General features: G+C 34.9%; 13 protein-coding genes, 2 tRNA genes and 1 pseudogene. 2 read left to right on the plus strand and 14 right to left on the minus strand.

From position 1 onward, the window contains the following. Positions 1-15 precede the first annotated feature (15 nt). The 11 genes and pseudogenes from CCY98_RS04090 to CCY98_RS04135 all read right to left on the minus strand — a co-directional run bounded on the left by CCY98_RS04090 (position 16) and on the right by CCY98_RS04135 (position 10,687). Positions 16-1,752, minus strand: coding sequence for a proline--tRNA ligase (locus CCY98_RS04090; RefSeq protein WP_112057320.1), 1,737 nt, complete (start codon positions 1,750-1,752; stop codon positions 16-18). Continuing rightward, entirely contained in the window at positions 1,752-3,080 is a 1,329-nt protein-coding gene (gene hemA / locus CCY98_RS04095; RefSeq protein ID WP_112057321.1) for a glutamyl-tRNA reductase, read from the minus strand. Before hemA ends, CCY98_RS04090 begins: the two co-directional genes overlap by 1 nt. A gap of 8 nt (positions 3,081-3,088) precedes the next feature. Beyond that, positions 3,089-4,009, minus strand: a complete 921-nt coding sequence (locus CCY98_RS04100; RefSeq protein WP_112057322.1) for a polyprenyl synthetase family protein — start codon at positions 4,007-4,009, stop codon at positions 3,089-3,091. Next, positions 3,987-4,424, minus strand: a complete 438-nt coding sequence (locus CCY98_RS04105) for a hypothetical protein (RefSeq protein WP_112057323.1) — start codon at positions 4,422-4,424, stop codon at positions 3,987-3,989. The genes CCY98_RS04100 and CCY98_RS04105 overlap by 23 nt, the downstream gene beginning before the upstream one ends. After that, positions 4,417-4,683, minus strand: a complete 267-nt coding sequence (locus CCY98_RS04110) for a DUF2018 family protein (RefSeq protein WP_112057324.1) — start codon at positions 4,681-4,683, stop codon at positions 4,417-4,419. Before CCY98_RS04110 ends, CCY98_RS04105 begins: the two co-directional genes overlap by 8 nt. Positions 4,684-4,693: 10 nt before the next feature. Next, entirely contained in the window at positions 4,694-5,992 is a 1,299-nt protein-coding gene (hisD, locus tag CCY98_RS04115) for a histidinol dehydrogenase (protein WP_112057325.1), read from the minus strand. Positions 5,993-6,010: 18 nt separating this feature from the next. Then, positions 6,011-8,020 carry a hypothetical protein gene (locus CCY98_RS04120; protein ID WP_112057326.1) on the minus strand — a complete coding sequence of 670 codons (2,010 nt, stop codon included), beginning with the start codon at positions 8,018-8,020 and terminating at the stop codon, positions 6,011-6,013. A gap of 130 nt (positions 8,021-8,150) precedes the next feature. Continuing rightward, on the minus strand, positions 8,151-8,696 hold the full coding sequence (locus CCY98_RS04125; RefSeq protein WP_112057327.1) for a YqiA/YcfP family alpha/beta fold hydrolase: 546 nt from the start codon (positions 8,694-8,696) through the stop codon (positions 8,151-8,153). 55 nt (positions 8,697-8,751) lie between these two features. Next, positions 8,752-9,246 (minus strand): thiol peroxidase, encoded by a 495-nt coding sequence (tpx, locus tag CCY98_RS04130; protein WP_112057328.1) that lies wholly within the window; start codon positions 9,244-9,246, stop codon positions 8,752-8,754. A gap of 108 nt (positions 9,247-9,354) precedes the next feature. Beyond that, positions 9,355-9,492: pseudogene (locus CCY98_RS08590) on the minus strand (alpha-2,3-sialyltransferase); the annotation flags it as partial. A 163-nt stretch (positions 9,493-9,655) separates the two neighbouring features. Beyond that, complete coding sequence (locus CCY98_RS04135; protein ID WP_112057329.1) at positions 9,656-10,687, minus strand: bifunctional 3,4-dihydroxy-2-butanone 4-phosphate synthase/GTP cyclohydrolase II; 1,032 nt, start codon at positions 10,685-10,687, stop codon at positions 9,656-9,658. A gap of 200 nt (positions 10,688-10,887) precedes the next feature. Here CCY98_RS04135 and CCY98_RS04140 point away from each other — a divergent pair. Both CCY98_RS04140 and CCY98_RS04145 read left to right on the plus strand, forming a co-directional pair. Further along, positions 10,888-10,962: transfer RNA gene (locus tag CCY98_RS04140), tRNA-Gln, on the plus strand. Positions 10,963-10,999: 37 nt separating this feature from the next. Further along, positions 11,000-11,076 (plus strand) — tRNA-Met (locus tag CCY98_RS04145). 7 nt (positions 11,077-11,083) lie between these two features. Here CCY98_RS04145 and CCY98_RS04150 read toward each other — a convergent pair. The 3 genes from CCY98_RS04150 to murA are packed head-to-tail and all read right to left on the minus strand — an operon-like array spanning position 11,084 to position 13,784. Further along, a complete protein-coding gene (locus CCY98_RS04150; protein ID WP_112057330.1) occupies positions 11,084-11,575 on the minus strand; it encodes a hypothetical protein in 492 nt (163 codons plus the stop codon). Positions 11,576-11,583: 8 nt separating this feature from the next. Further along, a complete protein-coding gene (rsmH, locus tag CCY98_RS04155; RefSeq protein ID WP_112057331.1) occupies positions 11,584-12,519 on the minus strand; it encodes a 16S rRNA (cytosine(1402)-N(4))-methyltransferase RsmH in 936 nt (311 codons plus the stop codon). Continuing rightward, positions 12,516-13,784, minus strand: a complete 1,269-nt coding sequence (gene murA, locus CCY98_RS04160; protein WP_112057332.1) for a UDP-N-acetylglucosamine 1-carboxyvinyltransferase — start codon at positions 13,782-13,784, stop codon at positions 12,516-12,518. The genes rsmH and murA overlap by 4 nt, the downstream gene beginning before the upstream one ends. Positions 13,785-13,788 lie beyond the last annotated feature (4 nt).

Raw genomic sequence — 13,788 nt, forward strand, 5'->3', positions numbered from 1 at the left:
TTATGAAGTTTATCTTCACATTTGTAAAGTCTGCTTAATATTCTCTATCAATGATTCAAAATCAGCAATTTCTAAATTAATTTTCTCTAGATTCTTTCTACATACAAGCTCAATCTTACCCTCTTCTACACCCTTGCCTACAATAAGCGCATAAGGGATTCCAATAAGCTCAAAATCAGCCATTTTTGCTCCATAACGCTCTTTTCTATCATCTAGCAAGCACTCCAAACCACTCGCATTTAAAGTGTGATAGATTTTTTCTGCTAACTTGCTTTGATTTTCATCTTTAATATTTGAAACCACAATATCAAGCAAAAAAGGCGCAGTAGAAGTCGTCCATTTCATACCTTTTTCATCATGATTTTGCTCAATAATAGCCGCTAATAGCCTTGAGATTCCAATCCCATAACAACCCATAACAAAAGGCTTTGCTTTGCCCTCTTCATCTAAAAAAGTCGCTTCCATTGCTTGAGAGTATTTTTCTCCTAATTGAAAAATATGCCCCACTTCAATACCTTTGGTAAAATAAAGCTTTCCTTTGTGGCATTCTTTACAATAATCTCCCTCTTTAACTTCCAACAAATCCTTAAACTCCAAACCTTCAAAAAGCCCCAAATCCACACCAACAAAGTGATAATCTTCCTCATTAGCCCCACAAATCAAGTTTTTGGCATTTTGCAATTCTAAATCAAAATAAATATAAGGACTTTGAGTGAGATTACGCAAAGCATAAGGACCAATAAATCCAGGGAATAAGCCAAGTTTTCTTAACTCTTCTTCACTAACATCAACCATTTCATTAGCCCCACTAATCGCATTAAGCGCCTTAGTTTCATTAAGGCTATCACAACCCCTTAAAAAGAAAAATACAAATTCACTCTTTCTACCATCAAACAAAGCCTTTTTAACCACAGCTTTCAAAGTCCAATAAGAATCGACCTTAAAAAACTCTGCTAAAGATTCAATAGTCCTAATCTGTGGAGTATGAAATTTTGCAAAATTAGCTTCAGGGTGAGTTGATAAGGGCATTTTAGGGAGACGACTAGCTGCTTCTAGATTTGCTGCATAAGCACAAGAATCACACACACAAATCGTGTCTTCCCCACTCTCTGCTAATACCATAAATTCTTTACTACCACTTCCTCCAATAGCGCCGCTATCTGCTTCTACTGCCCTAAAATCCAAGCCAAGCTCTGAAAAAATCGCACTATAAGTTTTTTCCATCACATCAAATTCGCGCTTTAAATCCTCATAACTACTATGAAAACTATAGCCATCTTTCATAATAAATTCTCTTCCGCGCATTAGCCCAAATCTCGGTCGAATCTCATCTCGAAACTTGGTTTGAATCTGATAAAAATGCAAAGGCAATTGCTTGTAACTTTTCACATAAGTCTTTGCTAACTCTGTGATTGTTTCTTCATGCGTAGGACCAAAGACAAATTCATTTTCTTTGCGATCTTTAAATCTCAAAAGCTCTTTTCCATAGCGCTCATAGCGACCACTTGCTTGCCATAAACTCGCTGGAGTTACGCAACCTAGCAAAACTTCATTAGCTCCTGCTTCATCCATCTTGCCTTTTACGATTCTAGAAATTTTATCCAAAACCCTTTTGCCTAAAGGCAAAAAATTATAGATTCCACTCCCAATTTGCTGAATAAACCCACCCCTTAATAAATATTCATGGCTTTTTAACACCACATCTTTTGGCATTTCTTTAAAAGTTGGGATAAAAAATTTTGAAAATCTCATTAGTCTTCCTTTAGCGGTTTATTATCAGAATATTCACATTTGTATTTTTCAACCATTATTGTCTCTGTGTTTTCTTCAAACAAAAAGCGTAATGATTCAATAATACCATCGCCTTTTGAAGTATTCGCTACAGATTTTAGATTAATCGTTAATTGATGCAAGAAAGTATTAAAGGCATTGTGTAAAGTTTTTTCAATATTTTTTTCATATTCTTTGGGCAAATAACCCTTAGCAATCCCCTTTTGCAATTCTTTAAGACTGGAATCTTTGGCTTGTTGGCGAATTGCTTTAATTAATGGCTCCACATTCAAAGTTTGCAACCAAGCAAAAAATTCTTGAGTGCAACGCCCAACGATTCCATAAGCCACCTTAGCTTGCTCTTCTCTTAGGGCAAGATTCTTTTTGACAATGTCTTGCAAATCATCCACTGCAAAAATATGAATCTTCTCATCATGTATCTGATCAATATCGCGTGGAACTGCTAAGTCAAACCAATAACGCGAAATTTCTTTTTTTTCTACCATATCCTGTGTAATAATAGTATGGGGCGCACCCGTGGCGGTAAAAACAAGCGGAAGCTGATTAATCAAAACTCCCAAATCCCGAAAGCTTAATACTTCAATGTTTGCTTTGGGACTATTTTGTAAAACTTCCTTACGCAAACGCTCTGCATTCTCAATATCGCGGTTTAGCAAAATAATTTGTGCTTCGTGATTAACTAGATGCTTCACACACAACGAACTCATCTCTCCAGCACCTACAACAAGGACTTTTTGTCCCTTTAAATTCCCAAAAACTTCTCTTGCCTTTACCACCGCCGTGGAAGCAACTGAAACTGAATTTTGTGAGATATTTGTAGAATTACGCACACTTGCTGCGCAACGAAAAGCAAAATGGATAGCGCGAGAGAGACTAAGCGAACAGCAACCCAAATCATAAGAAAATTTAAACGCATTTTTGAGTTGTCCTGAAATCTGCGTTTCTCCCACCACAAGACTATCAAGAGAACTCGCCACACTAAAGAGATGGTGGATTGCGGCGATATTATCATACGAATCGGCGTGTTTCTTCAAAGAATCTTCACTAATTCCTGAATAATCACATAATTTTGCAAACAAAAATTCTTCTGCTTTTTGTGGATTATGCACACTCAAAATAAACTCAATACGATTACAGGTTGAGAGAATAACGGCTTCTTCTATAAACTTATTTTCCACCAATTCTAATAATAATTTTTTAGTGTTTTTATTTTTTGTATCTAATGCTAATTTTTCACGCAACGCAATATCAGTATTTTTGTGCGAATAGCTTAAAATATAATAATCCATTTTTTACCTTAAAAATCTCTATTAATCATTTCTTCCATTATTTTTACAAGTTTATCACAAGAATAATTGGAAATAGCTTCAATCCCAACTCTTCCCAAATGTCTTGCCAAATCAATGCTTTGTCGTATAGCGCCACTTTCTTTTAGATTCTGCAAGATCCACTCTTGCTCTTTTTTAGGCAACTCTTTTTTAAAGGCACTCTCCAAGCGTTTTTTATCCACTTCATTCAAACTATGATACAAATAAATATAAGGCAAGGTAACTTTTCCTTCCTTAAAATCGCTTAATATTGGCTTTCCAAGCGTTTTTTCATCAGCAGTAATATCCAAAACATCATCAATAATCTGAAAGGCAATTCCCAAATTTCTACCATATACCCTAAAGTCTTTTGCTTCCTCTTGATTTTTGCCTGATAAAAACGCTGCTGCATAGGCTGTTGCTTCTATTAAAGAAGCGGTTTTATGCTCAATCATTGTTAAATATTTAGCTTCATTAGTATTAAATTGTTTTGCCAACTCCACATCCTCCATTTCCCCTATTGCAAGCATAGTTACTGCACTAGAAATGATTCGTGGAATCATTGGAAAATTTTCTTGAAAAGCACTTAACTCACAAAAGGCTTTGGAATATAAAATATCTCCTAGCATAATTGCATTTTTATCCCCTGCAATTACGTTAATAGAAGGCTGCGACCTTCTTATTGTAGCATTATCAATCACATCATCATGCAATAAAGATGCATTTTGTATCATTTCAATAATTGCACACAACAAAATGCATTCATCGCTCTTATTAGCAATATTCAAAACAAGCTTACTACGCAACATTTTACCGCTTTGAATCCTTTGAGATAATCCCAGAACAATTGGGGATTCTAGCTCTTCTAAAAAATTTTGGATTTTTTGATTAATTTGCGCCAAAACTTCCATTAGCTACCTTCCTTTCATCGATAATATTAAAATCTCGATTGCCCTCATGAATATAATATTTTAAAGTTGCAATTTTTTCTACGCGCTTGTAATCTTTAAAACAAAGCATAAAATAAGGCTCTTCTTTGTAATAGCCATCAATTGGTTTCCACAAGGCTATCTTATAGCAATTTCTTTGATAATCTTCATAAAGCACAAATTGATGCGGAAAAGAATCGTAATTTAAATGCACCACCAATCCATCATTCTTTAGCAAAGTCCAACGAAAATACAAAGTTTTTTGCGCTTGATTAGCTTGTAACTTTATAACATAAAATTCATCTTTTTTTAGCTCCATTGTGTTTTGTGCTTTCCACTCTATAGGAGCAAAAAGCAGAGAAACCCAACTAAGAAGCAAAAAAAAGATTTTATTCATTTTGTGTCAGAATATTCCCCATAGATTCAATGGCAAGATTCTGCGTATGCGTGTGAATCTCTTCAGAGACTTCTTCACTGCTTAAAAGATATTCCAATTCCTCTTCCCAAGTCTCACCCAAGCGCTTCTCTAGTAAAATTTCCATTGCGGCTAATTTCTCCAGAATCCTTCTAAGCTCAACACTGCTTGAAGAGTGAGAAGCATTTAAAACAATCTCTACCCATTTATCTTGTGGCAATCCTTCAAAAATATGATCCATCACACTTCCTTTATTTTTGATTTAATCGCACTAAAACAGAATTTTGGTGTGCATCCAAACCTTCTGTATGCGCTAATATACCGCAATCCTCACCCAATTCTTGAATGGCTTGTTGAGAAAATGCAATAATAGAACTCTTTTTCATAAAATGCTCCACACAAAGAGGGGAGAAAAACTTCGCACTACCGCCTGTTGGGAGCGTATGATTTGGTCCTGCAATATAATCCCCAATTGGTTCTGGCGTATTCTCTCCGATAAAAATCGCCCCTGCGTGTTTGACTTTTGGCAAAATCTCAAGGGGATTTTCTACAATTAATTCCAAATGCTCAGGTGCAATTTGATTCATTAAAAAAATCGCTTCATCAAGATTCTTGCTAACAATAATCGCTCCGCGTTGATTGATGGATTTTGCTGTAATCTCCTTGCGCGGTAATTGCTCTAAAAACTCATCTAACTTTAAAGCAACCTCTTTAGCAAGACTTTGAGCAGGGGTGATTAGAATCGAACTTGCCATCTCATCGTGTTCAGCTTGTGAGAGCAAATCCCAAGCAAGATAATCCACTTTTGCATTAGCAGTTGCAATGATTCCAATCTCACTTGGTCCTGCAATCATATCAATATTCACTTCGCCAAACACAAGCTTTTTGGCAGTTGCCACATAAATATTTCCTGGACCACTAATCACATCTACTTTTTGCAAACCCTCACAGCCATATGCCATTACGCCAACAGCACTTGCACCACCTATTTTATAAGCTTCTTTGATTCCACAAAGATGCATCGCCGCCAAAAGAAGTGGATTGATTTCATTATTGGGAGTTGGTGTGCAAACCACAATTTCCCTCACTCCTGCAACAATAGCTGGAATCGCATTCATTAAAAGCGAACTAGGATAAGCTGCCTTGCCTCCAGGGATATAAAGCCCTGCTCTATCCACAGCGCTAACCTTTTGCCCTAATATACTTCCATTTTCTTCAAAATCAAGCCAGGTTTTAGGTAGTTGCTTAGAATGGAAAGCATAGATTCTCTCATAAGCTTTTTGTAAGGCTTTTTTAAGCTTTGTATCTAGCTTTTCATAAGCTTCCTGCATTTGATCTTGTGAAATTTTTAAATCCAAAAAATCTTTTGGATTCCAATTATCAAACCTAGAAACTTGCTCTATGACCGCATTTTTACCTTTTTGCTTGATAGCTTCTAATAACTCTTTTACACGCCCTTCAACGCTCAAAATATCCATTGCTCCGCGCTTTAATAATTCTTCAAAACGAATCTTAAAATCGGCATCTTGTGTATTTAATAAGGCAATCATCGCTAATCCTTCATTAATCTATACTTCCAATACTTCCTCTTTTAGTGCGACAAGCACCATAGAATAAAGCATCTTTTTTGTGCATTCTATAAAGCCACCTTTTGAATTTGGACAAGCCTCCATTCTCAAAAGATAATGTTTTTGCCCAATTTGAATAATTTGCTCTGAATCTTTAATATTTTTAAAATCAATTTTTTCATTTAATTCATATTTTTCAAAGCTAAATTCAGGATTTGTGCTTGCTAAAATATTTCTATTATTATCAAAAAGTGCTACAAAAATTTCACTTTTTTCTGAAATAATAGGCGAATCTTGAGGGATAATGTTTTGAATTAATTCCACAATTTTTTGAATATCCAAAACAAAGGCTAATCCCCCAACAACCCGTGCTCCATCTTTAATTCCAGTATAAAATATGATTGTAGAATTATTATTATACAGCGAAGTTTGCTCATAATTTGATGGCACAATTCCTGCATTCAAAGAACCATTTTCAAAACGCTCAATTAAATTAGTCTTTTGATTGTTATCAATCTTAACCTCATCAAGAGCATCAACAAGAATATTTCCCTCTCTATCAAACAAGAAAATATTGTGATATTTTTTCAAGCTTTCACTAAGATTTTTTAAAAATAATTGTAAGTTTTCTTTTTTAAATGCAGAGTGTTTATTTTCATTTTTAGAAAGGATAAAATTAGAAAATTCCGGAATATTTTTAATCCAACCAATCTCATCAACACTTTCTTTTACCCAATTATTCATTAATGTCACGGCGTATTTTGAATAATAATTCACAATATTAAAAAGCGCACCATAAATACCTCTTTGCAATTCTTCAGTTGATTGAACACACAAAGTATTCATTTCTTCACTCAAGATTCTAATGTTATTTAAAATAGGATTAAGCGTATAAGAATGACTTTTAGAGGCAATAATTTCTCCATTAATTACCGCATCTCCAAGCTCTTCGTTAATGTTCTCTCCCTCTGCAATCACAGAATCTAGCTCATCTGTAATCAAAAGCGAATCTTTTAGCATTTCAGCATCTATTTTTTGTTTATTTTGTTGCTTAACATCAAAAGCCACATACAAGGGCAAAATCCGACATACTTTCCAATTCTCAACCAAGTTCCCAATAGGCATAGGTGAAATTTCATTTTGAGATAGCAAACACGCTTTTGAACGAAATTCTGTAAAGTTATAATCACCACAAGCATTCACCTTTAAAGTCTGCCCTATAACGAAATTTTTGGGATTATTTGAAAATAAAATAACATTTCTTTGATTAACAATAACGAGACTTGCTTGTGGAAGTCGATAAGCAAAATGGCGATTTAACCATTCAAAAATACTCTGAAAATCTAGCACAAAAACCGCTGCAAATCGCATAGGTCGCCCCTCTTCCTCACGCAAAGGCAACACAAAGAAAAACTCTTGCCTCTCTTCTTGAAAATCATTTTGGCTATAAAAATCAACTTTACTATAAAAATCCCCAAAAGATTCAAGACTATTTGCCTCTAAGATAGCCGACAAATTAGTCTTGTTTTGCACTTTTGTTAAAAGAGATTTTAATAAATTCCCCTTATCATCAAACAAAAGTATATCTTTATAAACACTGCTGTGATTGGCAAATTCTCTTAAGTATTCAAAAATAGTTTCTTGTGCTTGTGCATTAGCACATTGCTCCAAAATATAACGACTTTTTGAAAAAGCCAGAATCTCGCCATAGCGACTTTGCAAAAAAGCACTTAACATTTCTGAAAAAATCTTTGAAGAGGTTTGCGCCTCTTCAAAGAGATTTAAAAAGCTTTGCTCAATAATCGTGTTAATTAGTTTTTCTTGGAGATTCTCAAATTTTTCTTGAGTTTGTTCCATATAATCAAACAAATTAGCCGCAATATCTAAAGAGCTGATTTTGCCCGTTAAAGTCGTCTTGCTAAGCAGGGTATTAAGAGATGAAAATTGAGATCTGTAGCGTTGCGCCATTGGCATATACGCACTTAAGAGATTGAGCGTTGATTGTTCCATTGCTTATTTTCCTTGGAATAAAATAATTTGGACTATTATAACAAGTTATTTTTAAACAAAAGACATAAAAAGTATAAGCTTTGGAGATTATTATTATTTTTTAAAGATTTTTTTGGAAGTATTAATGATTTTAAGAATCCCAACTTAGCAACAAATCTTTTTGAAAAAGAAAATTATCAAAATGATGCGAACCGCCCTCTTCTATTACCAATTTAGAATCTTTAAACTTCTGCGCAGCCACCCTATAATCCAAAATCCTATCACCTTTTTGTAACAATACGCAATACAAACTAGGATTAATAGCTTCCACATAGTATTTTTTAAGGCTCTCAACCAAATCAAGCGTCCAAATAAAACTCTCTCTATTATAGGAAATAGATACTTTACCAATGGCTGGAAGTAAGGTTTGATATGCGTTTATAACAGGATTGATTAACACTGCTTTAAGTTGATATTTTTCTGCTAAAAAAGTTGCATAATAGCCACCAAGAGAGCTACCTACAAGGCAGATTTTTTGTGTTTTTTGATATTTTTTAATAAAATTTTCTATCAATTCTATGGCCAAATCTGGAACATAAGGTAAGTTGGGAGTTAGTGCATTAGGCGCAAAACTAGCTATCAAACTACCCTTGTAACAAAGCCCAACACTTCTAAATCCATGCAAATACAAAAGCATTTTCTTACCTTACAAATATTTTTAATTTACAGCTTCACAAATCACAAAAGCCTAATTATTTAACTGCTGCTAAAGCTGCTTCATAATCTGGTTCACTTGTAATCTCACTAACAATTTCTTTATGCACGATTTTACCTTCTGGATTAACCACAAATACCGCGCGTGTAAGAAGTCCCTCAAGTGGAGAACCTGCCAAAATTACTCCATAAGCCTCACCAAATGCTTTATTCCTAAAATCACTCAATGCAACAACATTTTTAATACCTTCTGTTGAACAGAATCTTCCTTGCGCAAAAGGCAAATCAAGAGACACTACAGACACTTCAGCATTAGAAAGACTTGCGGCTTTTTCGTTGAATTTGCGTGTTTGAGTAGCACACACACCTGTGTCTAGTGAAGGCACAACATTGATAATTTGAAACTTACCATTAGCACCACCCACACTTTTTACGCTCAAATCTCCAGCTATAAGATCCACTTTAGGAGCACTATCGCCAACATTTAGAGTTTTACCGCTTAAACTAACTGAATTTCCTTTAAAAGTAACCATTTTATTATCCTTTCTATTTTTAATATGGATTATTATTTTATATTAGCTACCCTAAACTAAAAATAAATTTCTAAAAAATTAGAATTCCTATGAAACCAAAATATACACTCACTTCCTCTCCCCCTTTAGCTTCCTCACTTCAAACCACAACTTAACATATCCACCCTTATACCAAGTTTTATCAGCTTTTATAAAAGCTTCTCCTAGCTTGTAAGTAAGACATTCTTTTTCTTTAGGAGATTCTTGATTGAATGGGATATTTAAAAATTAGCACATTTCAACAATTATTAGATTTGACAATAACCAAATTTTACATTTCTTTAAATTACTTCCACTAAGCAAAACAATACTTCCCTTTAAAGAAGCACTATTATTTGCCCCCACCCCACCGAGCTTATCTTAGTCTCCATCATATTTCAATCCTCTCAAGAATTTTTAAATCAAATCCACTTAGCATACCACAATCATTTTCATCAAATTTAGAAGTGGTAAGCAGTTTAAAATCCCGAATCTCCAAGGCTTTTAGAATCTGTGCACCAATGCCAAGCCCCTTAATGTCCTTGTTTGCCTCTGTCGCAAGGAATATCAAATATCCACCCTCGCTCTTTAGCTTGCCTATAGCATTCATCAACCCATTAAACTTTTCTGTATCTTCTAGCAGCATTAAATCCTGTGTGATGGTGTGGAATTTTACTAAAGGGTTTTGTAATGGATTGCTAAATTTAAAAATCGTGTGGATTCGATTTAAGTGATCTTTGATTTTGATTTTTTCTGTTTTAGTTTGCAAAAATTGACAACTCTCTTTTGAAAGAATCGCAATAAGATTTTCAAAGCTTAAACGATATTGAATCAAATCTGAAACATACAAGATTTTTAGGTTATGTTTGATAGAAAATTCACTCAAAAACTTATCGCCTCTCCTAGCCATCAAGCCATCTTCTCTCATAATCTCACAAATTACGCTAATAGGCTTTAATCCTGCTAATTTACAAATATCCACGCTCGCTTCTGTATGCCCTGTCCGCTCTAGCACTCCACCCTCTTTGGCAATCAAAGGAAAAATATGCCCCGGACGCACAAAATCATCAGGCTTTGCATTTGCCCTACACATAAGACTTATAGTCAAATCACGCTCATAAGCAGAAATACCCGTTTTAGCTTCTTTAGCATCAATAGAAATAGTAAAGGCTGTTTCGTGATTAGAGCTATTATGACTAACCATTGGTGGCAAATCTAGCACATTGGCAATTTCTTTTGTAATAGAAACACAAATAAGCCCTCTTGCTTCTTGAGCCATAAAATTAATTTTCTCTGGCGTGCTAAAGATTCCCGCCATAACCAAATCGCCCTCATTTTCCCTATCTTCATCATCCATTATAATAATCATTTCACCATTTTTAATGGCTTTAATTGCTTCTTCTACTCTTAAAATCGCTTCCATAACTACCTAACAAATAAAAAAATAATCGCGCATTATAATGCAATTAAACTTAAATACTCTAAAGTAGCCACTTCAATAAATCCCTAAAAACAAGCCCTAAAAGAGATGCTTTAATCAAATAATCAAATATTTTTAGGATATTTTCTAAAATTCCTTGACAAAATAATAAAATTCAAATATAATTCCATTTCACTTTTTGTTGGGGTATCGCCAAGCGGTAAGGCAGCTGGTTTTGGTCCAGCCATTCCGAGGTTCGAATCCTTGTACCCCAGCCACTTTCAAAAACTTTCTATAATTTTTACATTTTTTTATCGCGGGGTAGAGCAGTCCGGTAGCTCGTTGGGCTCATAACCCAAAGGTCGGTGGTTCAAATCCGCCCCCCGCTACCAAATCTTTTTAAAAATCCAATTCGTGAGTTAGATTCCTAAACTTAATATCTTCTAATTGCTTTTTAATTTGCTTGTTTTCTTCTACTAACGAATCAAGTTGCGTTTGAAGCTGAGTAATATTGCGACTAGTGTAGTAAATATTATTTCGGATATAGATTTTTGGAATAAAAAGCAATAGCGCAAAAAACATTATCCCAATGGAAATACAAACCATTTTAAAAGAAATTTCTCTTTTTTCTAAATCAATTTGTAAAACTTCCTCTTTTTCCTGTGGATTTAAGCTTGTTTGCTCCATTGAAGCTAATAGCTCTTGGCTAGAAGTTTCACTAGTAGAAAAATTTGCTTGATAGGGACTTTCTTTTTGAATATTTTGTGATGATTCTCTAAGATCTTCTTGAATTCCCAATTCTTGGCTATTTTCTTTTTTAAACCGATCCCAAAAATTTGTTTTTTGAATTTTATCAGATTCTTTTAAGCGCAAAGATTCATAAGATTCCATTGTATCTCTTAATGCAAAAACTCAAAAACGCGCATCTTAGAACTACGCGCTCGAGGATTATCTTTAATCTCCTCTTCTTTTGGAATAATTGGCTTTTTATAAAGGCTTCTACCCTTTTGATGATTTCTACTACACTCACATTTTAAAGCTTGTGGCGGACAAATACAAGGATTTTCCCATTGTTTAAATTTATTTTTAATAATCCTATCTTCCAAAGAATGAAAAGAAATAAGACAAAGTCGGCTAAAATCCTGCATTTCTTGAGAATCAAAAATTTTTAACATTGATTCTAATTCGCCTAGCTCATTATTTACTTCAATTCTTAAAGCCTGAAAAGCCAGTGTAGCGGGGTGAATTTTGGGGTGCTTAAAATGCTTGGCGATAAATTGACTAAGCATTTTTGCGCTTGTAATTTTTTCTTTTTTGCGCAATTCCACAATGCAGTGAGCAAGTTTCTTATACTCCCTAATCTCGCCAAAATCCCTAAAGATTCGCTCCAATTCAGTTAGTGGATATGAATTAACAATATCCTTTGCAGTAAAATTTTGACTTTGATCCATTCGCATATCAAGAAACTCTGAATCAAAACAAAATCCCCTCTCCTTGCTATCAAACTGCATTGAAGAAACTCCAATGTCTGCTAAGATTCCAACAACATTGCTCTCTCTTTGTAAAATCTGTTTTAAAACTCCGCTAAAGCGTCCATATTCGATGCTAAAACGATTTAAAAAAGGTTCTAAACGTTTCTTTGCAAGAGCGATTGCTTCATCATCTTGATCAATGCCTATAATTTTTAGCTTAGGATATTTTTCTAAAAGCGCCAAGCTATGCCCCCCAAATCCCAAAGTGCAATCAATCAAGATTCCACCCTTTTGATGGATTATTTCTGTATTAAAAGCTTCTAAAACTTCTTGCTTTAAAACCGAAATATGTGGAATTCTCATTCTTTTTCTCTTGAAATTTTAGCACCAAGCCCAGTGAGCTTGGCTTCAAGATTCTCATAACCTCTATCAAGATGATAGATTCGATGAATATGACTCTCTCCCTTTGCTACAAGAGCAGCCAAAACCAATGCGCTTGAAGCACGCAGATCTGTCGCCATAACATCCGCACCAAAAAGCTCACTTTTACCTTGAATTGTTACTATATTGCCTTTTAGCTTGATATTTGCACCCATTCTTTGAAGCTCACTTACATGCATAAAGCGATTCTCAAAAAGTCTCTCTTGAATAATGCTACCCCCCTCACACTGCGTAGCTAAAGCCATAAATTGCGCTTGCATATCAGTAGGAAACCCAGGATACTCTGCTGTAGAAATCTCAAAACTTTGCCGATTCTTTGCAGGATAAATTGTAATTGAATCGCCTTTAATATCCATTGCAAAACCAATCTCCTCAAGCTTAGAGAGAACTGCTGTTAGATGAATGGGATTAAGGCGGTGCAATGTGATTTGTGAATTAGTAATGGCACCTGCGCAAAGATATGTCCCTGCCTCAATCCTATCTGGAATCACCTCAATATTAGCAGGAAAATTTAAAGGTTCTCTATTTGTGCCATAAATCTCAATTTCATCATTTCCGATGCCGCTAATCTCCACTCCACTTGCTTTTAAAACTTCACAAAGCTGAATTACTTCTGGCTCTTTTGCGGCATTGATGATTTGCGTTTTACCCTTTGCCATAGCAGCTGCCATTAAAATATTCTCGGTGCCTGTCACGGTGATTTTATCAAAATTTATCACACTCCCTTTTAAGCCCTCTTTTGCTTCTGCGACAATATATCCACCTTGCAACCGAATCTCAGCACCCATTTTTTGAAGCGCTTTAATGTGCAAATCTACAGGTCTTGCGCCAATAGCACAACCCCCTGGCAAGCTTACTTCGCAACAACCAAATCTCCCCAAAAGTGGTCCTAAAACAAGGATTGAAGCACGCATTTTACGCACAATATCATAATTGGCTTTTGTATTATTAAGTGTTTTTGCAACAATGCTTGTTGTGTGTTTATCTAGCTGAATAATTTCGCAACCAAGCATATTCAATAAAGAAAAAAATGTCTTAATATCCACTACATCAGGTAAATTACTTAAAGTCGCCCTTTCTTTAGAAAGCAAACTTAAGGCTATAAGTGGAAGTGCCGAATTTTTTGCTCCTGAAATTTGAATAGAACCTTGCAAACACGCTTGTCCCTCAATGCGTAAAAAGTCCATTTTT

Source organism: Helicobacter sp. 11-8110, assembly GCF_003288905.1.
GTDB classification, from domain to species: domain Bacteria; phylum Campylobacterota; class Campylobacteria; order Campylobacterales; family Helicobacteraceae; genus Helicobacter_D; species Helicobacter_D colisuis.